This window comes from Aestuariibius insulae, from assembly GCF_040783535.2.
In the GTDB taxonomy this organism is placed as follows: Bacteria; Pseudomonadota; Alphaproteobacteria; order Rhodobacterales; family Rhodobacteraceae; genus Aestuariibius; species Aestuariibius insulae.
The window spans coordinates 19770-41495 of the sequence record NZ_JBFONW020000006.1 but is presented as its reverse complement, the minus strand read 5'-3'; the positions used below and the strand labels follow the sequence as shown (position 1 = coordinate 41495).

22 protein-coding genes are annotated in these 21726 nt (G+C 62.1%); 17 read left to right on the top strand and 5 right to left on the bottom strand.

Features of this window, described 5'->3' with window-relative positions:
- Positions 1 to 52 precede the first annotated feature (52 nt).
- A complete protein-coding gene (gene topA, locus AAD018_RS15995) occupies positions 53 to 2767 on the bottom strand; it encodes a type I DNA topoisomerase (RefSeq protein WP_367315844.1) in 2715 nt (904 codons plus the stop codon).
- A gap of 160 nt (positions 2768 to 2927) precedes the next feature.
- Positions 2928 to 4061: a DNA-processing protein DprA gene (gene dprA / locus AAD018_RS15990; RefSeq protein WP_367315845.1), complete on the bottom strand. Its 1134-nt coding sequence runs from the start codon at positions 4059 to 4061 to the stop codon at positions 2928 to 2930.
- 208 nt (positions 4062 to 4269) lie between these two features.
- Here dprA and AAD018_RS15985 point away from each other — a divergent pair, with 208 nt between their 5' ends.
- Together AAD018_RS15985 and AAD018_RS15980 are read left to right on the top strand one after the other, a co-directional pair.
- Positions 4270 to 4884 (top strand): GNAT family N-acetyltransferase, encoded by a 615-nt coding sequence (locus AAD018_RS15985; RefSeq protein WP_367315846.1) that lies wholly within the window; start codon positions 4270 to 4272, stop codon positions 4882 to 4884.
- 37 nt (positions 4885 to 4921) lie between these two features.
- On the top strand, positions 4922 to 5638 hold the full coding sequence (locus AAD018_RS15980) for a hypothetical protein (RefSeq protein ID WP_367315847.1): 717 nt from the start codon (positions 4922 to 4924) through the stop codon (positions 5636 to 5638).
- A 123-nt stretch (positions 5639 to 5761) separates the two neighbouring features.
- On the opposite strand, the gene tldD is transcribed toward AAD018_RS15980, so the two are convergent.
- Positions 5762 to 7186: a metalloprotease TldD gene (tldD, locus tag AAD018_RS15975; protein WP_367315848.1), complete on the bottom strand. Its 1425-nt coding sequence runs from the start codon at positions 7184 to 7186 to the stop codon at positions 5762 to 5764.
- Positions 7187 to 7330: 144 nt separating this feature from the next.
- On the opposite strand from tldD, the gene AAD018_RS15970 reads away from it, so the two are divergent.
- The 4 genes from AAD018_RS15970 to dacB all read left to right on the top strand — a co-directional run bounded on the left by AAD018_RS15970 (position 7331) and on the right by dacB (position 11013).
- The gene (locus AAD018_RS15970) at positions 7331 to 8185 is read left to right on the top strand and encodes an SDR family oxidoreductase (RefSeq protein ID WP_367315849.1); all 855 of its coding nucleotides are present in this window, start codon (positions 7331 to 7333) and stop codon (positions 8183 to 8185) included.
- Positions 8186 to 8206: 21 nt separating this feature from the next.
- Positions 8207 to 8689, top strand: a complete 483-nt coding sequence (locus AAD018_RS15965) for an MOSC domain-containing protein (RefSeq protein WP_367315850.1) — start codon at positions 8207 to 8209, stop codon at positions 8687 to 8689.
- A gap of 56 nt (positions 8690 to 8745) precedes the next feature.
- Positions 8746 to 9354, top strand: coding sequence for a nicotinate-nucleotide adenylyltransferase (locus tag AAD018_RS15960; RefSeq protein ID WP_367315851.1), 609 nt, complete (start codon positions 8746 to 8748; stop codon positions 9352 to 9354).
- Between the two features lie 147 nt (positions 9355 to 9501).
- Positions 9502 to 11013, top strand: coding sequence for a D-alanyl-D-alanine carboxypeptidase/D-alanyl-D-alanine endopeptidase (gene dacB / locus AAD018_RS15955; RefSeq protein ID WP_367315852.1), 1512 nt, complete (start codon positions 9502 to 9504; stop codon positions 11011 to 11013).
- An 84-nt stretch (positions 11014 to 11097) separates the two neighbouring features.
- On the opposite strand, the gene AAD018_RS15950 is transcribed toward dacB, so the two are convergent.
- Positions 11098 to 11280, bottom strand: coding sequence for a PLDc N-terminal domain-containing protein (locus tag AAD018_RS15950; RefSeq protein ID WP_367315853.1), 183 nt, complete (start codon positions 11278 to 11280; stop codon positions 11098 to 11100).
- 163 nt (positions 11281 to 11443) lie between these two features.
- On the opposite strand from AAD018_RS15950, the gene AAD018_RS15945 reads away from it, so the two are divergent.
- Positions 11444 to 11737, top strand: a complete 294-nt coding sequence (locus AAD018_RS15945) for a hypothetical protein (protein ID WP_367315854.1) — start codon at positions 11444 to 11446, stop codon at positions 11735 to 11737.
- Positions 11738 to 11792: 55 nt separating this feature from the next.
- On the opposite strand, the gene AAD018_RS15940 is transcribed toward AAD018_RS15945, so the two are convergent.
- Positions 11793 to 12194, bottom strand: a complete 402-nt coding sequence (locus AAD018_RS15940) for a tellurite resistance TerB family protein (protein WP_367315900.1) — start codon at positions 12192 to 12194, stop codon at positions 11793 to 11795.
- Between the two features lie 120 nt (positions 12195 to 12314).
- Here AAD018_RS15940 and AAD018_RS15935 point away from each other — a divergent pair, with 120 nt between their 5' ends.
- The 10 genes from AAD018_RS15935 (at position 12315) to ureC (ending at position 21722) form a co-directional block, all read left to right on the top strand.
- Positions 12315 to 13895: a lysine--tRNA ligase gene (locus tag AAD018_RS15935; protein ID WP_367315855.1), complete on the top strand. Its 1581-nt coding sequence runs from the start codon at positions 12315 to 12317 to the stop codon at positions 13893 to 13895.
- Between the two features lie 55 nt (positions 13896 to 13950).
- Positions 13951 to 14361, top strand: coding sequence for a DUF4864 domain-containing protein (locus AAD018_RS15930; protein ID WP_367315856.1), 411 nt, complete (start codon positions 13951 to 13953; stop codon positions 14359 to 14361).
- A gap of 126 nt (positions 14362 to 14487) precedes the next feature.
- Positions 14488 to 16779, top strand: coding sequence for a glycosyl hydrolase family 28-related protein (locus AAD018_RS15925; protein ID WP_367315857.1), 2292 nt, complete (start codon positions 14488 to 14490; stop codon positions 16777 to 16779).
- 163 nt (positions 16780 to 16942) lie between these two features.
- Positions 16943 to 17749, top strand: coding sequence for an urease accessory protein UreD (locus tag AAD018_RS15920; protein ID WP_367315858.1), 807 nt, complete (start codon positions 16943 to 16945; stop codon positions 17747 to 17749).
- Between the two features lie 4 nt (positions 17750 to 17753).
- Positions 17754 to 18056 carry an urease subunit gamma gene (locus AAD018_RS15915; protein WP_367315859.1) on the top strand — a complete coding sequence of 101 codons (303 nt, stop codon included), beginning with the start codon at positions 17754 to 17756 and terminating at the stop codon, positions 18054 to 18056.
- Positions 18053 to 18535 (top strand): hypothetical protein, encoded by a 483-nt coding sequence (locus AAD018_RS15910; RefSeq protein WP_367315860.1) that lies wholly within the window; start codon positions 18053 to 18055, stop codon positions 18533 to 18535. Before AAD018_RS15915 ends, AAD018_RS15910 begins: the two co-directional genes overlap by 4 nt.
- A gap of 17 nt (positions 18536 to 18552) precedes the next feature.
- Complete coding sequence (locus AAD018_RS15905) at positions 18553 to 19362, top strand: cyclase family protein (RefSeq protein ID WP_367315861.1); 810 nt, start codon at positions 18553 to 18555, stop codon at positions 19360 to 19362.
- Positions 19362 to 19667 (top strand): urease subunit beta, encoded by a 306-nt coding sequence (locus AAD018_RS15900; RefSeq protein WP_367315862.1) that lies wholly within the window; start codon positions 19362 to 19364, stop codon positions 19665 to 19667. The genes AAD018_RS15905 and AAD018_RS15900 overlap by 1 nt, the downstream gene beginning before the upstream one ends.
- A 1-nt stretch (position 19668) precedes the next feature.
- The gene (locus AAD018_RS15895) at positions 19669 to 20019 is read left to right on the top strand and encodes an antifreeze protein (RefSeq protein ID WP_367315863.1); all 351 of its coding nucleotides are present in this window, start codon (positions 19669 to 19671) and stop codon (positions 20017 to 20019) included.
- Positions 20019 to 21722 (top strand): urease subunit alpha, encoded by a 1704-nt coding sequence (gene ureC, locus AAD018_RS15890; protein WP_367315864.1) that lies wholly within the window; start codon positions 20019 to 20021, stop codon positions 21720 to 21722. The genes AAD018_RS15895 and ureC overlap by 1 nt, the downstream gene beginning before the upstream one ends.
- The last annotated feature ends 4 nt before the right edge of the window (positions 21723 to 21726 follow it).

The window sequence follows — 21726 nt, the reverse complement described above, 5'->3', positions numbered from 1 at the left end:
TAAGCGATACGGGGTTGGGTGACGTAGGATCAAGCGAAATCGGTGGTGACGCCTAACTGTCGCCGGACGCGGCCTTCTTTGCCGGAGCCTTGCGCTTTGCCGGGGCCTTCTTCTTGGCGGGCTTGCGCTTCTTGCCGGTTTTGGCGGCACGCTCGTCGATCAGATCGACCGCTTGAGCGAGCGTCAGATCCGCAGGCTCAATCGTGTCGGGGATCGTGGCGTTGATCTTTTCCCACTTCACGTAAGGGCCGTACTTGCCGTCGAAAATATTGACCGGCCCGCCTGCTTCGGGGTGTTCGCCCAACTCGCGGATCGGGGTGGCTGCCTTGCCGCGATTGCCGCGGCTCGCGACCTTTTCGGCCAGAAGCTGCACGGCGCGGTTCATGCCGACGGTCCAGACCTCCTCAATCTCGTCGAGATTGGCGTTCGTGCCGCCCCGCTCGGAGGTGCTTATGGCGTGTTTAATGTAGGGACCGTAACGGCCGATATTGGCCCAGACCTCGACCCCGTCTTCGGGATGCGGGCCCAGAAGGCGCGGGAGCGACAGAAGGCGAACGCCTTGTTCGAGCGTGACGCTTTCAGGCTCCCATTCCTTGGGGATCGACTGGCGCGGGGGTTTCTTGTTCTCTTCGGTCACCTCGCCGCGCTGCACATAGGGGCCGAAACGGCCCTTGAAAATGCGGATCTCGTCGCCCTGATCCTCGCCCAGCAGCTTGCCGTCGGGCGGGATGGCAGACGCCTCTGCCTCGGGATCGGGCGGTCCAAAGGGACGCGTGTAGCGGCAGTTGGGATAGTTCGAGCAGCCGATGAAAGCCCCGCCGGAGCGGGCGGTGCGCATCGACAGCCGGCCTTCGCCGCAATTGGGGCAGAGGCGCGGATCGGTGCCGTCGGGGGTCGGCGGGAAGAGATGCGGCTCGAGCACCTCGTTGATCTTTTCCAGCACCTCGGTGATGCGCAGATCGGACGTCTCGGCGATGGCGGCGGAGAAATCACGCCAGAAGCGGTCGAGCACGTCCTTGTAATCGCGCTCTCCGGCGGAGACGTCGTCGAGCTCTTCCTCGAGCGATGCGGTGAAGTCGTATTCGACGTAGCGCTTGAAATAGTTGGAGAGAAACGCGGTAACAAGGCGGCCCTTATCCTCGGGGATCAGGCGGTTCTTGTCCTTGATGACATAGCCGCGATCCTGGATCGTTGTGACGATCGACGCATAGGTGGAGGGGCGGCCGATGCCGAGCTCTTCCATCTTCTTGACCAGCGTCGCCTCTGTATAGCGCGGGGGCGGCTGGGTGTGATGCTGAAGGCCTAGGATCGCCTTGCTCGCGAGGATCGCATGGCCGTTCTTCTGCAGGTCAGACGCGGCGGGCGCATCGTCGATTACATCTTCGCTGTCCGCGCCGGTCTTGCGGTAATCGTCGTAAAGCTCCGACGCTGCCGCGAATTTGGCATCCTCTCCCTGCATGATCTGCGGCAGGATGCGGTCATCCTCTTCTGGCGCGTCGTCGCGGCCTTCGACGTAAATCTTAAGAAAGCCGTCGAATGCGATACGCTGACCTGTGGCGCGGAAGACGACCTGCTTGTCCTCGCTTTCGATCTCCGCCGTGGTGCGCTCGAGGCGAGCCGCGCTCATCTGGCTGGCGATGGTGCGTTTGTAGATCAGATCATAGAGCTTGCGCTGGTCGGCTTCCGAAATGCGCAGGCTTTCGGTATCGGCGGCCAGATCGGTGGGCCGGATGCATTCATGGGCTTCCTGCGCGTTTTTGGCCTTGTTCTTATACATCCGGGGGCTGTCCGGAACATAGCTGGGGCCGTATTTATCCTTGATCGCATCGCGGGCGGCATGGACGGCCTCGGGCGCCATGTCGATGCCGTCGGTCCGCATATAAGTAATGTGTCCAGCCTCGTAGAGCCGCTGCGCGGTGCTCATTGCCTGCTTGGCGCCCATGCCGAACTTGCGGGAGGCTTCCTGTTGCAGGGTCGAGGTCATGAAGGGCGGGGCGGGATTGCGCGTGCCGGGTTTGGCTTCGACGCTGGCGATGTGAAAGCTGCGGGATGCGGCGGCGGTGACCGCGAGTTCGGCAGCGGTTTCGTCACCCAGATCGAAGCGGTCGAGCTTCTTGCCGCCATGGACCGTCATCCGCGCCTCGAAGGTCTGGCCGCGCGGAGTTTCAAAGATCGCCTTGACGGACCAATATTCCTGCGGGCGGAACACCTCGATCTCCATCTCGCGCTCGACGATGAGGCGCAGGCAGACGGATTGGACCCGGCCTGCCGATTTGGCGCCGGGCAGTTTGCGCCAAAGTACGGGCGAGAGGTTGAAGCCTACCAGATAATCGAGTGCGCGACGGGCGAGATAGGCCTCGACCAGCTCCATATCGACCTGGCGGGGGTTTTTCATCGCCTCGGTGACGGCGGACTTGGTGATTGCGTTGAAGACCACGCGGCTGACCGGCGTGTCTTTCTTGATCGACTTGCGCTTTGTCAGCGCCTCCTGAAGGTGCCAACTGATTGCCTCGCCTTCGCGGTCGGGGTCGGTGGCGAGGATCAGTTCGCCGTCTTCGGCCAGAGCGTCGGCGATGGCTTTGACGTGCTTTTTGCTGTCCGACGCCACCTCCCACAGCATGTCGAATCCGTTGTCGGTGTCGACCGATCCATCCTTGGGCGGCAGATCGCGTACGTGACCATAGGACGCCAGAACGGTGTAGTCGGAGCCGAGATATTTGTTGATTGTCTTGGCCTTAGCGGGCGACTCGACGACGACGACGGGCATGGACATCCTTCCGGGGAGCGAGACGGTCTGGCGGCGAGTGATGTGGGGTCGGAGGGGGGATTGTCAATGAGGGGCGGGCGATTGCCGCGCGCCGGTCCGGATTGCGTCCGCCGACGGTTTGGCGCCACACCTTGCCTTCGCGATCCTGGTTCGACCCACGCTAGTTCCTCGATAAAAGACCGCCCGGATGGCGCTGGACCTTGCCGTCCAATTCGAGATCCAGAAGCGCTGGCGTAATCGTTTCGGAGGGGCCGGCGAGGTCGCGGATGAGTTGATCCTCAGCCATTGGTGACGGGCCGAGGCGGGACAGGATTTGGCTGTGCAGATCTGCCGTTTGCCGAAGCGTTCGTTTCGGAGGTGTCGGGTCCGGCAACGGGAGTTTGTCGCTTGCAGCGAGTTGATGAGACGCGGTTTCAAGGACATCGGACACACCTCGGACCAACCGGGCACCGTCGCGGATCAGTATGTTGCAACCGGCGGCGCGGGCGTCGAAAGGATGACCCGGAACGGCGAGGACGTCGCGGCCTTGATCGAGAGCGCTTCGGGCGGTGATGAGGCTGCCGGATTTCGCGGCAGCCTCGATCACGACAACAGCTTCGGAGAGGCCGGAGATGATGCGGTTGCGTTTGGGGAAGTGCCGGGCTTGCGGTTGCAGGCCCATGGGCTGCTCGGACAGGATGAGGCCCTTGTGGCAGATCGCATCGTAAAGGTTCGTGTTTTCAGCAGGATAGCAGACATCAACGCCGCCCGCGACCACCGCGACTGTACCGGTCTCGAGGCTGGCGGTGTGGGCGGAGGTGTCGATGCCGCGGGCGAGGCCGGAGACGATGATGCGGTTTTCGGCGCCGAGCGCGGTGGCAAGAGTGCTTGTCATCCGGGTGCCGAGGGAGGAGGCGTTGCGGGCGCCAACGAGGGCGATTTTCCCTGTCTTTGCAAGTAGTTCGGTGCGCCCGATAGCCCAGAGAAAAGGCGGCGGATCGCTGATCTCGCGGAGGAGATCGGGGTAGGTCGGGCTGTCCCAACGAATGAATTTGGCCTTGGCGGCGCGGGCGGCGCGAAGTTCGGCGCGGGCGACGCCTTCGGGGCAGACCTCGTAACTGTCGATCCCGGCCTCGCGGGCGATGCCGGGAAGCGCGGCCAGAGCAGCCACGGCCGAGCCGTGATCGTTCATCAGCCGAAAAAACGTAGAGATTCCAACGCGCCGCGATCGCAACAAGCGGAGCCAGGCCAGATCATCCTCTCCCGAGATCGGAGGGTTTGGGTGGTGATCAGGAGACAGATCGACCGGGGCCATTGTGGGTGCTCCGCCTGTTGCAGACACCGGTCTAGTCCTGCTTGGTTAATCAAAGATGAACAAAAACGGCGTGTCGGTATGTGGTCGGTATCCGGTCGGTATTGCGTATGTGGATTTTCGCAAGCTTGAGCGCCGACTTCCCATTTTGCGATCAAGTTGGCACCTCGAGGGCCAGCCTGTAAGTCGGTCCGCAAGAGCCCTCTTGCCGATGCCAAAGCCGAAGGATGAGCCCAATATGCTGGATGATGGATATCACGATCTGCCGCCCGGCAAGCTGGCTGCGGTGGTCACCTTTCTGCAGCGGCGCCAACCGCCTTCAGGGACCGTCGCGACACCGGACGGCGTTACGCTGGAGCGGCGTGACGGCATGTCTGCACAGGCCTACCGGACGCTCTTTCGCGATTTGGGGGAGGAGTGGCTTTGGGCATCGCGTCTAGCGCTTTCGGACGACGCGCTTCGGGCGGTGCTGGATGCTGAAGGGACAGAGCTTTGGGTTCCGGTAGAGGACGGCGCGGATCTGGGAATGCTGGAGCTGGATTTCAGCGTCGCCGGGGATTGCGAAGTGACCTTCTTTGGCCTGAGCCGCGCCGGGATGGGGCGCGGACTGGGACGCTGGTTGATTGAACAGGCGCTGCACAAGGCCTTCGCGCGCGGGGTGAAGCGGGTCTGGCTGCATACCTGCACGCTCGATTCGCCGGGGGCGATGGGGTTTTACCGCAAGGCCGGGTTCGAGGCCTATGCGCGGAAGGTGGAGGTCTTTGACGATCCCCGTCTCGCCGGACGGTTGCCGAAAGAGGCAGGGGGATGGGTTCCTGTCCTATAATTTGCGGACAGGTTAGGTCGGTGAGTATGACGTTCACTTGTATTGGCCGTCCGTGCGCCCTAACAAATTAGCAATATTTCTGACTTATTTGGAGAACGCCGTGTTGGTTCAAAGCAATTCCAAGACAGACCCGGTCGAGGCATCCGCTGAATTCTATCAGAGATATGCCTCCCTTCTGACCGGCCCTCATGTGCAAAAGATCGGGTTCAAGATGCGCGGGGTCGAGGTGACGCCAATGGCATTTCGTCTTGTTGCGACGGCACTACAATCCCGCCGGGTCAGGGTTTTCTTTGATCCGGATTTGCTCAAAAAGGCTAAAGCGGTTGGCACATATAGCGACGGGTCCGATAAGATCAGATTCAAGTCAGCCGACGTGTTCAACACGATCGAGGGAACCAAGACGGCTATTCACGAGGCAACCCATGCCGCATTGGATGCGTCGGTTTCATGCGTGAAGATCGCGTCTTCCAAGCGCGAGGAAGGCGCGGCCTTTATCGCAGAGCATTGGTATGAACTGAACAACAGTTCCGCCTACACGGTGGTCAACGGTCTGAAGATCAGGAATGGACCGGTAAGCGGATTGAGCAGCAATGCCTTTATGGACATCGCTGTCGATCTGAAGGCGCAGGCTGAAAAGAGCGGCAAGCTGCCGGTCGTTCTGACGGATGAACAGATAAGAAGCGCCCGCGTTGCGGTGACCGAGTATGGATATAAGTCGAGGCTCTTCTGGCAGAACGGTCTGGGGAAATCATAACCGCTCCTAATGCCCGATGCGCAGGACAGAAAGCGGTTTTCGGATCAGTCTGGCTGCGACCCCGCGGAGGAAATAGCGGTTTGTGCGCGAGCGGGTAGGCGCATCGATGGCGAGCCGATGCGCCTAGGCGGCCGCGCCGCCGACGGTCAGACCGCCGATCAGCATCGAGGGCTGTCCGACGCCGACAGGGACCCACTGACCGGCCTTGCCGCAATTGCCGATGCCCGGATCAAGTGAGAAGTCGTTGCCGTTGGCGCGGATTTGCTGGAGTGCGGTTGCGCCGTCTCCGATCAAGGTCGCGCCTTTGACGGGCGCGCCGACTTTACCGTTTTCGACGCGGTAGGCTTCGGTGCAGGAGAAGACGAACTTGCCGTTGGTGATATCGACCTGACCGCCGCCAAAGCCGACGGCATAAAGCCCGTCCTTGAGGCCTGCGAGGAGGTCCTTGGGATCGGTGTTCCCCGCTTTCATATAGGTGTTCGTCATGCGCGGCATAGGCGGGTGGGCGTAGCTTTCCCGGCGGCCATTGCCGGTCGAGGCCCCGCCGGTGAGACGTCCGTTCTGCCGGTCCTGCATGTAGCCGACGAGGATCCCGTCCTCGATCAGCGTCGTCGCCGAAGAGGGCGTGCCCTCGTCGTCGATGGTGATTGAACCGCGCCGGTCCGGAAGTGTGCCGTCATCGAGGACGGTGATGCCGGGCGAGGCGATGCGTTCTCCCATCAAGCCCGCGAAGGCGGAGGTGCCCTTGCGGTTGAAGTCTCCCTCGAGGCCATGACCGATGGCCTCGTGCAGCAGGATGCCGGGCCAGCCGGGGCCAAGGACGACATCCATAACGCCCGCGGGGGCGGGGATAGCGGTCAGGTTGACGGTCGCGATGCGCAGCGCCTCGCGGACAAGCGGCTGCCAGTGATCCGGATCGATGAGCTGGGTCAGGCCGTGGCGCCCGCCGCCGCCTGCGGTGCCGGTTTCGCGGCGGCCGTTCTCTTCGGCGATGACCGAGACATTGAGGCGGGCCATAGGGCGAATGTCAGTCGCGAGCGTGCCGTCGGGGCGCAGGATGGCGACCTCCTGATGGGAGGCGGCGAGGGCGACGGAGCATTGCACGACGCGGGGGTCGAGCTGCCGGGCATAGGCGTCAATCTCCTTGAGAGTATCGATCTTGGCCGGGAAGGTCGCGTCGGCGATGGGATCGGCATCGGTATAGAGCTTGCGATTGGTCGGCGAGGGCGCATCCGCGATGGTGCCGCCGCCGTCCCCGATGGCCAGACGCGCGGTGGAGACGGCGCGCTGGAGGGCGTGTTCGTCCAGCGTGGTGGAATGGGCATAACCTGCCGTTTCGCCTTTGACGGCGCGGAGGCCGAACCCTTCGGAGGCGTCGTAGCTGGCGTTTTTCACGCGGCCATCGTCGAAGGAAAGCATCTCGGACCGGCGGCGTTCGACGAAGAGCTCGCCGTCATCGGCGCCGCGCGTCGCCTCTTGCAGGTGAGTAAGGGCGGTGTCGTGGTCGAAGGCGGTCTCGAACGGGCGGAAGGGGGCGGTGTCGGACATGGGGGCTCTCTCTCCTCGGGCGCCCTCCTGATGTAGGGTAACCGGCAGCGGGCGACCATAGGGCCGGCGCAGTTTGGCCGCCCGGCCTTGGAACGTGTGGGGGGCGCAATCCGTTTGCTGGCGACGCAAATGAGGAGTGACACCATGAATGAAGCTGTGAAGATCCCCGCTCAGGATCAGGATGCCATGCCCGCCGACGAGCACAAGATGGAGCCAGCGCCGGACTATATGCCGCGCCATCCCGGCGTCGGAAAGCTGGAGGGCAAGGTCGCGCTGATCACAGGCGGCGACAGCGGGATCGGGCGGGCCGTGTCGGTGCTATTCGCGCGGGAAGGCGCGAAGGTGGCGATCGCCTATCTTGAGGAGTACAAGGATGCCGAGGAGACGAAGCGGCTGGTTGAGGCCGAAGGGTCCGAGGCGCTGCTGCTTCCCGGCGATATCGGCAAGAAGGCCCATGCCGAAGAGATCGTCGCCAAGACGGTCGAGCGGTTCGGCAAGCTGGATATTCTGATCAACAATGCCGCGCAGCAATGGCTGGACGAGGATCTGACGGAGCTGGACGAGGAGACGCTGCGGCGGACCTTTGACAGCAATGTCATGGGGTATTTCTTCTGTACGCAGGCCGCCTTGCCGCATCTAAGCGAGGGTGCGTCGATCGTGAACACGTCGTCGGTGAATGCATTTGCGGGGATGGGATCGCTGATCTCCTATTCGACCACGCGCGGTGCGTCGCTGGCGTTTTCGCGGAGCCTGGCGGAGAACCTGATCGAGAAGGGGATTCGGGTGAACACGGTCGCTCCCGGGCCGATCTGGACGCCGTTCATTCCGGGCACGATGCCTGCCGAGCAGGTCGAGGATTTCGGATCCGGCGTGCCGATGGGGCGGCCCGGGCAGCCTTGGGAGGTTGCCACGTCCTATCTGTTTCTGTGCTCGTCGGACGGCAATTACTTCAATGGGCAGACATTGCATCCCAATGGCGGCATGATCGTCGGCGCGTGATGTGAAGAAAGGCCGTCGGGGATGAGCGACCTGCGCGAGATGATGGCGCGGTTTGCGCAGCCCGGGCGGCTTGACTGGATCGGGGTCCGTCCGGAGCGGCGGGCCCCGATGCGCGTTCTGGAGCAGGCGGGAGTGACGCGGGCCGGGATCGAGGGGGATCACGGGGTGTCGGAGCTGAGGGCGGTGACGCTCGTGCAAGGAGAACATCTGCCGGTGATCGCCGCGATGCTGGGGCATAAGCGTCTGCCGCCAGAGTTGCTGCGGCGGAATCTGAGCGTGACAGGGCTGAACCTCGCCGCTTTGAAGGGGCGGCGTCTTCGCGTTGGCGAGGCCGAGTTGAGGGTGACAGGGCCGTGCCATCCATGTTCGCGGATGGAAGAGGTTCTGGGAACGGGTGGCTATTCGGCGGTCCGAGGGCATGGCGGCTGGTATGCGGAGGTTCTGGCAGACGGACGGATCACCCTGGGGGATGAGGTCGTGCCGCTTGAGGACAAGCCTGCCTGACGGTCTGGGTCCGTCTACCCCATTGCAAAAACGAGATTTTCGCGGGATGGAAGCGCATGCGCTCTGGTTTTCCCTATGCCCGCGCCGGTCAGGTCATCGGTCTTTTGGGAGGGTCTTTCGATCCTCCACATGAAGGGCATGCACATATCACGCGAGAGGCGCTTAAACGGTTCGGGCTGGACCGTGTTTGGTGGCTGGTGTCTCCCGGTAATCCGCTCAAGGCGCGAGGACCGGCGCCGGTGGAGGACCGGATGAGAGCGGCGCGCGCTTTGATCAGGCATCCGCGCGTGGATGTGACGGATATCGAGGTTCGAACCGGCACGCGCTATACGGCTGAGACGCTGGAGGCGCTATTGCGGCTTTATCCGGGGGTCCGGTTCGTCTGGCTCATGGGCGCGGACAATCTGGCGCAGTTCCATCACTGGGAGCGCTGGCGGTGGATCATGGAGACGGTGCCAGTCGGAGTGCTTGCCCGGCCCGGAGAGCGGATCTCGGCCCGGATGTCGGTCGCGGCGCGGGTCTTTGGGGCCTCCCGGCTCAAGGGACAGCGGGCGCGTTTGTTGGGGCAGACCGAAGCGCCAGCCTGGGCATTTCAAAACCTGCCGATGATGGAGGTGTCGTCCAGCGCGATCAGGGCGGCTGGCGATTGGGTGCCGTCGGTCTGACTGCCTCAGGATCGCCTCATCCGCGCCGCGCGGGGGGATCAGATGTAAACGCGTGATGAACTTTGCGCGAGTTTGGCCGGTTATGCCCCCATAGACCGGGCCGGGATCTTGCTTGGGGATCGTGGCCTGTGGCAGAGGACTTTTGGGATGACGAAACGGTTGATTTCAAATGTGACGCGCCGCGCGCTTTTGGGCGGGATCACGTCCGGCATCGCAGGCGCAGCTTGGGCAAACGCTCCGCTGACATCGCTGAGGCCGGTCAGGCGGCCTGACGATGCGGCCTCGCGGCGGCCTGTGGCCCGCACCAATTCGCAGAAGATGGTCGATGAGGCAGGGCTAAGCGGGGCGGTTGCCTTTGCCGTGGCCGATGCGCGGACCGGCGTGGTGCTCGAGGGGGTCGATACGGATGTCCCGTTGCCGCCGGCCAGTGCCTTGAAAGCTGTGACGGCGGTTTACGCGCTGGACAAGCTGGGCGCGGATTATCGGTTCCGGACAACCGTTCTGGGGACCGCTCCGGTCAGTGACGGGTTGCTCGATGGTGATCTCGTGCTGGTCGGCGGCGGCGATCCGGTGATGAATACGGATCATCTGGCGCGCTTCGCGACACGGCTGAAGGAGCAGGGTGTCCTGCGGGTGTCGGGCGATCTGAAGGTCTGGGCCGGGGCTTTGCCGTTCGTGTCCAGCATCGATCCCGGGCAGCCTGACTATGTCGGCTATTCGCCGTCGGTGTCGGGGATCAACCTCAATTTCAATCGCGTGCATTTCGAGTGGAAGCGCAACGGCGACAGCTATGACGTGGCGATGGACGCGCGCACGGAGCAGTACAAACCCACCGTCTCGATCTCGAGGATGGAGGTCGTGGAGCGGCGCAGTCCGGTTTATACCTATAGCGAAGGCAGCGATGCCGATCAGTGGACGGTGGCGCGCGGGGCGCTGGGTAATGGCGGGAGCCGGTGGCTTCCCGTGCGCAAGCCTGCCCTTTATGCGGGCGATGTGTTTCTGCGGATGCTCGATGCCGAGGGGATCACGGTCGAGGGCGATGTGGTCGAAACGACGGCGCGTCCGCGCGGCGACGTGCTGGCCGAGCGGCGGTCGCCGGAATTGCGCCTTATCGTTCGCGATATGCTGCTTTATTCGACCAATATCACAGCAGAGGCGATGGGCATGACGGCGACGGCGGCCTCGGGCCAGGTGCCTGCCAGCCTTCAAGCGTCAGGCCGGGCCATGTCGCTTTGGGCGGCGTCCAAGTTCGGGGTTGCTGCCCGGTTCGTGGATCATTCGGGACTGGGCGATGCGTCGGCAATCTCTCCGGCGGAGATGATCAAGATCCTCGTCGCCTCCGGGCCGAACGGGCCTTTGCGGCCTCTTCTCAAGACGATCCCGATGCGGGGCGAGGACCGGCGCATCATCGGCGATCATCCTGTAAAGGTGCAGGCCAAGACCGGCACGCTGAACTTTGTGAGCGCTCTTGCGGGATTTGCCGATGCGGTGGATGGGACGGACCTTGCCTTTGCGTATTTCTCGGCCGACAGCGCCCGCCGGGCGACGCTGACACGGGCGCAGCGGGAGCGCCCCGATGGAGGCCGCGCTTGGAATACGAGATCGAAAAAGCTGCAACAGAGGCTGCTACAGCGGTGGGGCCGCCTTTATGGGCAATAGATTGCCGATTGAATTGGCATGATAATGGATAAAAAAAGGGGCGGCTCGCGATGGAGCCGCCCCTTTTTAAGATATGATCTTACGTTAGGCTGTGGCAGCTGATCCGCGTGGTCCCGCGATCAGCCAGACGATAAAGCCGACGACCGGGAAGATCAAAACAAACAGTGCCCACAATACCTTAGCACCTGTCGATGCGCCCGAGGTCACGATATTGTAGACCGCGTAGATAACGAGCGCGAGGTGGATCAGACCAAGAATGAATTCCATTGGAGGTCTCCTTTGGTGTTTTTGCTGTGTCTGCATTGGGAATGGTCCGCGAGAGGTCAAAGTTCCAATAATCTTCGGCATATTGCTGTGGAACCAATTTGTCTTTCGGGAGTCGACCTGATGATCGAAGCAGAATGTCCTATTGGGACAAGGAGATAAAAGAATGAAACCCGTTCTCGCGATTGTGGGTGTTATCATTGTCGGTATCGCAATCTGGCTGGGCGTGACGTTGATCGATGTCGATCAGACCCAAGAGGCCGAGCTGCCGGATGTGGATGTCGAGGTCGAAGGGGGCCAGGCGCCCGAATTCGATGCCGATGTGGGATCCATCGAAACCGGAACGACCGAGGTCGAAGTGACGGTGCCGACGGTCGATGTGAACACACCCGAGGAAGAGGCCGAAGCAGAGGTTGAGGTCGAAGAGCCCGAAGTCGAAGAGGGCGAGACCAACAACTGATCCGGGTTGGACTAAGGTAAGCAATGGGCGGTCCTGAACGGGCCGCCCTTTTGCGTCAGAGCGTCATGTGCCGGGCGCGCGCGCCCCGTTCGATGGCAGCGGCATGGAGGCGGTCGAGGTCGAGTTCGTAACGCATCTCTTCCAGCAGACGGGCCTCGGACTGGGCGATGATGCCGTCAGAGGCGGCCACGTCGCAGGCCAGAGCGTAGGCGGTTTCGTGAAGGCGGGGCTCGAGCGCGGAGCGGATGAGGCCGAAAAGCGCATCGAGCCCGTCTTCCTGTTCAAAAAGATCGAAGACCGTCTGGGAGACAAGCGTCAGCTTGTCGGGGTCGTAGCCCGCGAAGACCGGAAGTGTTTCGACGATATTGGTGATCTTGAGAAGCTCGGACGTGCGCATATGCTCGTCCGAAGCCGAAACGGCCACCATCATGGCGGCAAGCGCGTCCTGAGCGGTCATTGGGGTGGGTTGGTTCACTGGGCGTCCTTTGCCTTCATTTAGGATAGTCATTTATTGACCTGCTTGCGGCCCCGCAATAGGCACGCGCACGCCCGGCGGTCGGGCGAAGGGAAAGAAGCGATGACCGATTTGCGCGACGCTGCGATGCGATCCAAGGCCTGGCCCTTTGAAGAGGCACGCAGAGTGCTCAAACGGTATGAGCGCGGGGCGCCCGAGAAGGGGCATGTTCTGTTCCAGACGGGATACGGGCCGTCGGGGCTTCCGCATATCGGCACGTTCGGGGAGGTTGCGCGCACGACGATGGTGCGGCGCGCTTTTGAGATCCTGAGCGATATCCCGACGCGCCTGATCTGCTTTTCCGACGATATGGACGGATTGCGGAAGGTGCCGACCAACGTGCCGATGCAGAAGGAGATGGCAAAGGATCTGAACCTGCCGCTAACGCGTGTGCGCGATCCCTTTGGCACGCATGACGGATTTGCCCAGCACAACAACGCGATGCTGATGGATTTCCTTGATAGCTATGGGTTCGAATACGAGTTCGTGAGCGCGACGGACTATTACACGCGCGGGGTCTTTGACGAGATGCTGCTGCGGGCGCTGGAGCGGTTCGACAAGATTCAGGAGATCATGCTGCCGACACTGGGGCCCGAACGGCAGGCGACCTATTCGTGTTTCCTCCCGATCTCTCCGAAGACGGGGCATGTCCTGCAGGTGCCGACGTTGGAGCGGAATGTGGAGAAGGGCACGATCGTCTATGAGGAGCCGGATGGAGAGCGGATCGAGGTGCCGGTGACCGGCGGGCATGTGAAGATGCAGTGGAAGCCCGATTGGGCCATGCGCTGGGCCGCTTTGGGCGTCGATTACGAAATGTCCGGAAAGGATCTGATTACCAGCGTGCAGCAATCGACCAAGATCTGCCGCGCGCTGGGGGAGCGGCCGCCCGAGACGCTGAATTACGAGTTGTTCAATGACGAGCATGGGCAGAAGATTTCCAAATCGAAGGGTAATGGCCTCTCGATGGAGGACTGGCTGGCCTATGCCTCGCCCGAGAGCCTGCAATATTTCATGTATCAGAAGCCCAAGACGGCGAAGCGGCTGCATTTCGATGTGATCCCGAAGGCGGTGGACGAGTATCACCAGCAGCTTGGCGCCTATGGCGGGCAGGAGCCGGATCAGCGGCTGAGCAATCCGGTCTTTCATATCCACGGGCATAACGTGCCTGCCTCGAACATGGTGGTGCCGTTCGCGATGCTTTTGAACCTCGCCAGCGTGTCTGCGGCCGAGGAGAAGGCGCAGCTTTGGGGCTTTATTCAGCGCTATGCGCCCGACACCTCGCCTGAAAGCCATCCGGATCTGGATCAGGCGGCTGGTTTTGCTGTGCGGTATTACAACGACTTCGTGAAGCCCGAGAAGGTTTACCGCGCGCCCTCTGACACTGAGCGGGCGGCGCTGGAGGATCTCAAGACGCGGCTGGAGGGCTGGTACGGCAGCGCCGATCCCGAAGAGCTGCAATCGATGGTGTTCGCCGTCGGCAAGGACCACGGGTTCGAGCCGCTTCGGGCCTGGTTCACGGCGCTTTACGAGGTGCTGCTGGGTGCCAGTCAGGGACCGCGGTTTGGCGGGTTCATCGCGCTTTACGGGATCGAGGATACGGCGCGGCTGATTGGAGATGCTCTGGAAGGCCGTTTGGAGAAATGAAACCGATTTCCGCTATGTTGCGTATCAGTGACATGGTGATGAGGAGAAATCGGTCATGTTCAGATGGTGTATACTGGCGTTGGGACTGGTCTGGGCGAGCTATGGATTTGCCCAGAATACTGGAGACAGCGCCGCGATAGAGCGGACGATCCAGAACCAGATGGAGGCCTTTCAGGCGCGCGATCCCGAGGCGGCGTTCGAATACGCCTCGCCCATGATCAAAGGCATGTTCGGCACGCCCGAAACCTTTGGAACGATGGTCGAGCAGGGCTATCCGATGGTCTGGAACAACGCAGAGGTGCGGTATCTGGACCTGCGCGAGGTGGCCGGGCGGCTTTGGCAGCAGGTGATGGTGCGCGATGCGGACGGAAAGTTGCATATGCTGGACTATCAGATGATCGAGACCGAGGAGGGCTGGCAGATTAACGGGGTCCAGCTTCTTCCCATGCCGGGGCTCGGCGCCTAGCTCGCGCCCCGTTGCGGGGCCGGGGCCACCGTGACGGTGGTCTCAGAGCTCGTTGAGATTTCGCTTCTAATCCCTCTTTCGCAAGAGCGCCCTTGATGTCGGGGCCGAATGGGAAAGGGGATCTTCATGAACAAGGCGATTACCGACGGACTGGTGCTGACGCCGCCGCCGTTTGCGGCAGGGCTGGATCAGTGGTCGAGCGGCGACGGCACGCCGGGATCGGACACCTATGCCGGATCGGGGTCGGGCGCGTTCGTGCCGTCCGATCAGGACTTCGGCGGCTGTCTGGAGATCATAAAGACCGACAGCGTGACCAAGCTTCGGTTTATGGGCGAGACGCCGATTCTGCCGGGTTGCTATCTGCAGGTGACGGCGCGGGTGAAATGTGTGGCGGGCGCATTGCCGATCGTGCGGATCGCGGGCTACGCGGCGCGGTCCAACGGATCGCGCGTCGGTAGCGTTCCCGAGGCCGGGCCCGAGGTTCAGCTGACCGCTTACGGAGAGGTCTTCGAGGTTCGGGCGATCATCGGCATCGGTGAGCGCGGCGGCGTCGATATGGTCTGGGACGACAATGTCGCCTACGGGCATATCGGGCTGAATATCGAAGGGCCAAATGGCGGTGTGGTTCGGATCGATGACATCACGGTTGAGGATGCGTCGGGTGCATTTCTGGGCTCGCTGATCTCGACCGTCGACGTGCGGGACTATGGCGCGAAGGGCGATGGCACGACGGATGACACCGATGCTTTCATCGCGGCCGACAGTGCGGCAGAGGGGCGGGATGTCCTTGTGCCGGCGGGTGTGTACCGGATCGGGCGGAACCTGACGATGTCGAATACGGTCCGGTTCGAGGGTCGTCTGACGATGGATGCCGAGGATCGGTTCGTTCTGGCCAAGAACTACGATTTCTCGAGCTATGTCGATGCGTTCGGCGACGAGGAAGAGGCGTTCCGCAAGGCGTTTCAGGCGCTGTTGCATTTCAACGACCATGAATCTCTGGATCTGGACGGGCGCCGGATCGGGCTGACGCGGCCCATGGACATGCAGGCGGCTGTTGCCACGCGCGACACATTCGCGACCCGCCGGGTGATCCGGAACGGTCAGTTCTTTCCGGTCCCCGGCCCTGCTTGGGATACGATCGTTGTCAGCTCGCAAGGCACCTATACCCCTTCCAATGAGCGGCAGCTGACCAATGTGCAGAACGTCGCGAATATCCCCATCGGATCGCTTGTCGAAGGCTCCGGCGTCGGGCGGGAAGTCTATGTGCAGGATGTGAATATCGGCCAGCAAAGCGTGACGCTGAGCCAGCCTCTTTTCGATGCGGAAGGCACGCAGGTCTATACGTTCCGGCGGTTCAAGTATCTTCTGGATTTCAGCGGGTTCAATCAGCTCAGCGTCTTTCAGATGAAGGGGATCGAGTTCCAGTGCTCGGGTGAGGCCAGTGCCATCATGCTGGCCCGAACCGGCCTTGCCTCGATGATCACCGATTGCTTTATCACCCGCCCGAAGGATCGGGGGATCACCTCTATCAATACCGCCTGTCAGGGGCTTTTGATCGATCAGTGTCAGTTCCTGTCGAACGAGCAGCCGCTGCGGGCGCAGGATCGGACGACGATCGCGCTGAATGCGAATGCCAATGACGTGAAGATCCGCGATTGCCGCACGGTTCTGTTCCGGCATTTCTGCGTTCTGTCGGGGACCGGAAACTCGATCATCGGCAATCACTGGTTTCACGGAGACAGCGAAACGGATGCTCCGCGCCTTGGCGGGATCGTGTTTACCACACCCAACACGATGAGCTTCATCACCGGAAACTATATCGACAACAACTTCATCGAGTGGACGAACGAGCACGAGTCGCGGCCTGAGTTTAACAACCAGTTCTCGTTCGGTGGCATGACGATTTCAGGCAATGTGTTCACCGCCATCGGTGCGGCGGACTGGTTCAACTGGATCGTGATCAAGCCGCATGGGCCGGGGCATTACATTCAGGGGCTGAGCGTGATCGGCAACGTGTTCCGGGCGCTGAATGGAAATGTCGACCGCATCGAGCGGGTCGATACGACCTATGCCGATCTCGATTACGGGCGAATGGTCAATGTCGTCTTCTCTGGAAACACCTTCAACGCAGTCAAAGAGCCGATCTACAATCCCGTTAGCCTTAAGCATGAGGAAGGGTCGGCCGCGTCGACCTGGACCGTGGACTGCGCGCCGTTCCTGCCGTTTGGCGGGCAGGCCCGCACGGTCGAGGCCGTGGTGTCCGATGGCCCGCTAAGAAACGGCAGCGGGCAGGTGGTCTACCCGGGCCACCATGTGGTGGAATCCGCGGGATCGAATGACGACCAGATCCAGATTAATTGGGCGCAACCTGTACGCGGAACGGTCAATGTGATCGCTCGGATCGACCGCCCGTCGTAATCTGGCGCTGCCAAACAAGCCTTGCCTGCCCATATTTTGGGCAGGTGCCTTAAGCGGTGGCTATCTCGCGTCCCTGGATCATGCCGAGGGCTACGCGGGATAGCCGCGACCGCCTCGAGCGACTAGCCTGAGCGTACTTGCATCAGGAAAGACCCCCCGCGCCTTGCTCGACGCACAACTGCCAGATCCCAAGATCGATGTTCAGCCTCGCGCGGCAGGACTTCTTCGCGCCCGGGTGGGAACGGCGGGTCTGGAGAAACTGCGCCAGCAAGGATCGCTGAAAGCTCTCTTTCCCCGAACCACTGGACCGGTCGATCTGGTTGCCTTGAACACGACCGGTGGGGTCACCGGCGGCGACCGGTTCGTGACCGAGTTGGAGGTCGGGCCAGGGGCGCAGTTGCGGTACGCCACCCAAGCGGCTGAGCGAGCCTACCGCGCGCAGCCTGGCGAGGTGGGACAGATCGCAACACGTCTTCGGCTCGATGTCGCTGCATCGCTGTTCTGGCTTCCCCAGGAAACACTTCTCTATGACAGCGCGGCGCTCGACCGACGGTTCGACGCCGATCTTGCGGCGGATGCGACGCTGATTGCTGTCGAAGCCCTTGTTTTCGGGCGCCGGGCGATGGGCGAGCGACTGACCAACCTGAGATTTCGCGACCAATGGCGCGTCCGGCGGGGTGGCCGGCTGGTCTTTGCCGATGCGGTCCGCCTTGATGCCGCGATTGGCCAGCTGTCCCGTCCTGTCCTTGCGAGTGGCGGAGGAGCGGTTGCTCAGGTTTTGATAGTCTCCCCCGAGGCGGAGCGGCATTCGCGCCATCCCGCTCCCAAAGGGGGGGCGGCGAGCCTTGTTTCGGAAGGGGTTCTGTTCGCGCGTGTGATAGCGGAGGATGGGTTCGAACTGCGCCGGGCCCTTCTGCCGTATCTGGAGAGGTTGACCGACACTGCGATGCCAAAGGTCTGGGGGTTGTGATCCGATGCAATTGACGCCGCGCGAGAAGGACAAGCTGCTTGTGGCCTTGGCAGCCGAAGTGGCGCGTAAACGATTGGAGCGGGGCGTGAAGCTGAACCATCCCGAAGCGATCGCGCTGATCACCGATTTCGTGGTCGAGGGCGCGCGGGACGGCCGGTCGGTCGCCGATATGATGGAGGCCGGTGCGGAGGTGATCCGCGCGGATCAATGCATGCCGGGGATCCCTGAGATGATCGACGAAGTGCAGGTCGAGGCGACCTTTCCTGATGGCACGAAGCTTGTCACCGTGCACAGGCCAATCCGATGACGCTTGATGCGATGATCGAACCCTGGAGCGAGGAACAGCGGACCTTTCGGTTCGTCCTCGAGCAATACCGGCTGTTCTCGTCGCGCGTGACGACCCTTCAGGCCGAGCGGGAACAATGGATCCGCCATTCGATCCTCGCGACATTCGCCTATTTCGGCTGGATCACGGTCTATAGCAGCCAGGTCGCTATGACCTTCATGCTGGGCACGACAGAGCTTGATGCGATCTACATGCTGCCTGTCGTCTTCAATCTTGGCGGGGCGCTTCGTTTTTTCTTTATCCAGCGGGATATTAACCGGACCGTGTTGTTCCTTATGCAGATGGAGCGGGAAATGTTGGGCCTGCCCGAGGAGATCTGCAAAGCCGCCGACGGGCAGGGACTTCGCGACCGGCACTGGCATGTGCCGTCGATTGCCTACTGGATCACCATCATCGGGTTGTCGGGCGGCGTGGCCGTTTACCTGACCCTGCCGCATTGAAGTGAAGGAGACGTCTCATGTGTCATGCCTGCGTAATGGAAAGCGTGAAGGACCGGATGGTCAGTCGACGGGACTTGTTTCGCGGGGCAGCGGCGGGGGCTGCTGTTGCGGCCGTCGGAACTGCGCCTCCGGCGCTGGCGGCAGGTCATGGGTCGGTCCGGGATCTGACCCACACCTATGATGGCAGCTTCCCGACCTATTTCGGGGAGCCGGGCCTTTCGTCAGAAAAGACGTTCGATTTCGCAGATTCCGGGTTCAATCTGTATGTGCTGACAGTGAACGAGCATACCGGCACGCATATCGATGCGCCGCTGCATTTTTCGGCGGATGGGGCGTCGGTGGACGAGCTTCCTGTCGAGGATCTGGTTGTTCCGCTATGCGTCGTCGATATCCGCGAGAAAGCGGATGCTGATCCCGATGCGCAGGTGACGCCGGAGGATCTCGACGCCTGGATCGCGGCAAACGGCGATATCCCGGATCGGGCTTGCGTTGCGATGCTGTCGGGCTGGGCGCCCAAGGCCTCGGGCGAGGGGTTTCGCAATGTCGACGCTGAGGGTGTGATGCATTTCCCCGGTTTTCATCCCGATGCGACCGCGATGCTGCTGGAAACCACTGCTGTTGCGATGGCGGTGGACACTCTGTCGCTGGATCATGGGCCAAGCGCCGACTTTGCGACGCATTACGCCTGGCTCCCGGCGGGGCGTTACGGGATCGAGTGTATCGCGGGGCTCGAGGGGCTACCGGCGGCTGGAGCAACGCTGGTCGTGGGCGCGCCCAAGCATCGTGGCGGAACGGGCGGTCCGGCGCGGATCATGGCGCTCGTCTGATGGTGCCCGGAGAGATCATGGTGGCCGACGGCGATCTGGAACTGAATGCGGGCCGCGAGGCTGTGACGCTGGAGGTTGCCAATACCGGGGATCGTCCGATCCAGGTCGGCTCGCACTATCACTTTGCCGAGGCGAATGCCGCTTTGGACTTTGACCGGGAGGCGGCGCGGGGCAAGCGGCTGGATATCGCGGCGGGAACGGCGGTGCGGTTCGAGCCGGGGCAGCGCCGCGAGGTGCGGCTGATCGATGTGGCCGGAGATCGCAGGATCTTCGGGTTCAATTCGCAGGTCATGGGAGATCTTTGAGATGGTCAGACGTTCCAAGATGTATCCGACACCGGCCGAGATGGTGAATAGCTCGTTCCAGGTCTGGAAACTGATGGCCGAGACCCAGTCAGTGATGGCTATGCGGATAATGGGCATGGCCGGGTTCTGGTCGGTCACGCCGCAGGAGCAGCGGCGGATGGTGGACGAAAAGCTGCCCGCTTTCACTGAGGCGACGGTTGCGGCCTCTAAAGCGTTGATGATGGGAAAGCGGCCCGATCAGGTGATGGATGCCGCAATCGCGCCTTTGGGGCGAAAGACCGGGGCGAATTCACGTAGCTGGCAAAGCGGGGGCCGAAGCTTGGGTCACGGTAGCGCGGAAAGGGGCGTCTGATGGCGACACGGATCTCCCGAGCTGATTATACGGGCATGTTCGGGCCGACGACGGGAGACCGGGTCCGGCTGGCCGATACGGAGCTGATTATCGAGGTCGAGAAGGATTTTACCACCTATGGCGAGGAGGTGAAGTTCGGCGGCGGCAAGGTCATCCGGGACGGGATGGGACAGTCTCAGGTCACGCGGGCCGAAGGGGCTGTCGATACGGTGATCACCAATGCGCTGATTGTCGACTGGTCGGGGATCTACAAGGCGGATGTCGGTCTGAGGGACGGGCGGATCGCCAAGATCGGCAAGGCGGGCAATCCAGATACCCAGCCGGGGGTGGATATCGTCGTCGGTCCCGGCACCGAGGCGATTGCTGGCGAGGGCAAGATCCTGACCGCGGGGGGCTTTGACAGCCATATCCACTTTATCTGCCCGCAGCAGATAGAGGATGCGCTCCATTCGGGGGTGACAACGATGCTGGGCGGCGGGACGGGGCCTGCCCATGGCACTCTGGCGACGACCTGTACGCCTGGATCCTGGCATATCGGGCGGATGCTTCAGGCTTTCGATGCGTTTCCGATGAACCTAGCGATCTCGGGGAAGGGCAATGCCTCTCGGCCTGACGCTTTGATTGAAATGGTCGAGGCTGGGGCCTGCGCGCTGAAGCTGCACGAGGACTGGGGGACAACTCCGGCGGCCATCGATTGCTGCCTGTCGGTTGCGGACGACATGGACGTTCAGGTGATGATCCATACCGATACGCTGAACGAAAGCGGGTTCGTGGAGACAACGGTCGAGGCCATGAAGGGCCGGACCATCCATGCTTTCCATACCGAAGGGGCCGGGGGCGGCCATGCGCCGGATATCATCAAGATCTGTGGCGAGGCGCATGTCCTTCCATCCTCGACCAACCCGACGCGGCCTTTCACGGTCAATACGGTCGATGAGCATCTCGACATGCTAATGGTGTGCCATCACCTTGATAAGCGGGTGCCCGAGGATGTCGCCTTTGCCGAAAGCCGGATCCGTCAGGAGACGATTGCCGCCGAGGATATCCTGCATGATATGGGCGCGTTTTCGATCATCGCGAGCGACAGTCAGGCGATGGGGCGCGTCGGAGAGGTTCTGATCCGGACCTGGCAGACAGCCCACAAGATGAAGGTGCAGCGGGGCGCCTTGCCCGAAGAGACGGGCGACAACGACAATATGCGAGTGCGCCGCTATATCGCGAAATATACGATTAATCCCGCGATTGCCCATGGCATGAGTCGTGAGATCGGGTCTGTCGAGGAAGGCAAGCGCGCCGATCTGGTGCTGTGGGATCCCGCGTTCTTCGGTGTGAAGCCCGAGATGGTGTTGATCGGCGGGACGATTGCGGCGGCGCAGATGGGCGATCCCAATGCCTCGATCCCGACGCCGCAGCCGGTCTATAGTCGGCCGATGTTCGGGGCCTATGGGCGCGCGGTAGAGCGGTCTGCGGTGACGTTCGTTAGTGCGGCGGCCTCGGGGGTCGGGCAGGCGTTGGGGCTGGCCAAGGAGACTGTCGCCGTTGAAGGCACGCGGGGGATCGGGAAAGCTGATTTGAAACTGAACACCGCTTTGCCTCAGATCGAGGTGCATCCGGAGACCTACGAGGTTCGCGCCGATGGAGAGCTCCTGACCTGCGAGCCCGCGACCGAGCTTCCGATGGCGCAGCGGTATTTTCTGTTTTGACAGA

Excerpts from the sequence above, each read along its gene's own strand:
- AAD018_RS15965 (WP_367315850.1), top strand. The coding sequence starts at position 8,207 with ATGAGCGACCTGCGCGAGATGATGGCGCGGTTTGCGCAGCCCGGGCGG.
- dprA (WP_367315845.1), bottom strand. The coding sequence starts at position 4,061 with ATGGCCCCGGTCGATCTGTCTCCTGATCACCACCCAAACCCTCCGATC.
- AAD018_RS15960 (WP_367315851.1), top strand. The coding sequence starts at position 8,746 with ATGCGCTCTGGTTTTCCCTATGCCCGCGCCGGTCAGGTCATCGGTCTT.
- AAD018_RS15905 (WP_367315861.1), top strand. The coding sequence starts at position 18,553 with ATGTGTCATGCCTGCGTAATGGAAAGCGTGAAGGACCGGATGGTCAGT.
- AAD018_RS15950 (WP_367315853.1), bottom strand. The coding sequence starts at position 11,280 with ATGGAATTCATTCTTGGTCTGATCCACCTCGCGCTCGTTATCTACGCG.
- dacB (WP_367315852.1), top strand. The coding sequence starts at position 9,502 with ATGACGAAACGGTTGATTTCAAATGTGACGCGCCGCGCGCTTTTGGGC.
- AAD018_RS15895 (WP_367315863.1), top strand. The coding sequence starts at position 19,669 with ATGGTCAGACGTTCCAAGATGTATCCGACACCGGCCGAGATGGTGAAT.
- topA (WP_367315844.1), bottom strand. The coding sequence starts at position 2,767 with ATGCCCGTCGTCGTCGTCGAGTCGCCCGCTAAGGCCAAGACAATCAAC.
- AAD018_RS15930 (WP_367315856.1), top strand. The coding sequence starts at position 13,951 with ATGTTCAGATGGTGTATACTGGCGTTGGGACTGGTCTGGGCGAGCTAT.
- AAD018_RS15935 (WP_367315855.1), top strand. The coding sequence starts at position 12,315 with ATGACCGATTTGCGCGACGCTGCGATGCGATCCAAGGCCTGGCCCTTT.
- AAD018_RS15985 (WP_367315846.1), top strand. The coding sequence starts at position 4,270 with ATGCCAAAGCCGAAGGATGAGCCCAATATGCTGGATGATGGATATCAC.
- AAD018_RS15900 (WP_367315862.1), top strand. The coding sequence starts at position 19,362 with ATGGTGCCCGGAGAGATCATGGTGGCCGACGGCGATCTGGAACTGAAT.
- ureC (WP_367315864.1), top strand. The coding sequence starts at position 20,019 with ATGGCGACACGGATCTCCCGAGCTGATTATACGGGCATGTTCGGGCCG.
- AAD018_RS15915 (WP_367315859.1), top strand. The coding sequence starts at position 17,754 with ATGCAATTGACGCCGCGCGAGAAGGACAAGCTGCTTGTGGCCTTGGCA.
- AAD018_RS15970 (WP_367315849.1), top strand. The coding sequence starts at position 7,331 with ATGAATGAAGCTGTGAAGATCCCCGCTCAGGATCAGGATGCCATGCCC.
- AAD018_RS15945 (WP_367315854.1), top strand. The coding sequence starts at position 11,444 with ATGAAACCCGTTCTCGCGATTGTGGGTGTTATCATTGTCGGTATCGCA.
- AAD018_RS15940 (WP_367315900.1), bottom strand. The coding sequence starts at position 12,194 with ATGACCGCTCAGGACGCGCTTGCCGCCATGATGGTGGCCGTTTCGGCT.
- AAD018_RS15925 (WP_367315857.1), top strand. The coding sequence starts at position 14,488 with ATGAACAAGGCGATTACCGACGGACTGGTGCTGACGCCGCCGCCGTTT.
- AAD018_RS15910 (WP_367315860.1), top strand. The coding sequence starts at position 18,053 with ATGACGCTTGATGCGATGATCGAACCCTGGAGCGAGGAACAGCGGACC.
- tldD (WP_367315848.1), bottom strand. The coding sequence starts at position 7,186 with ATGTCCGACACCGCCCCCTTCCGCCCGTTCGAGACCGCCTTCGACCAC.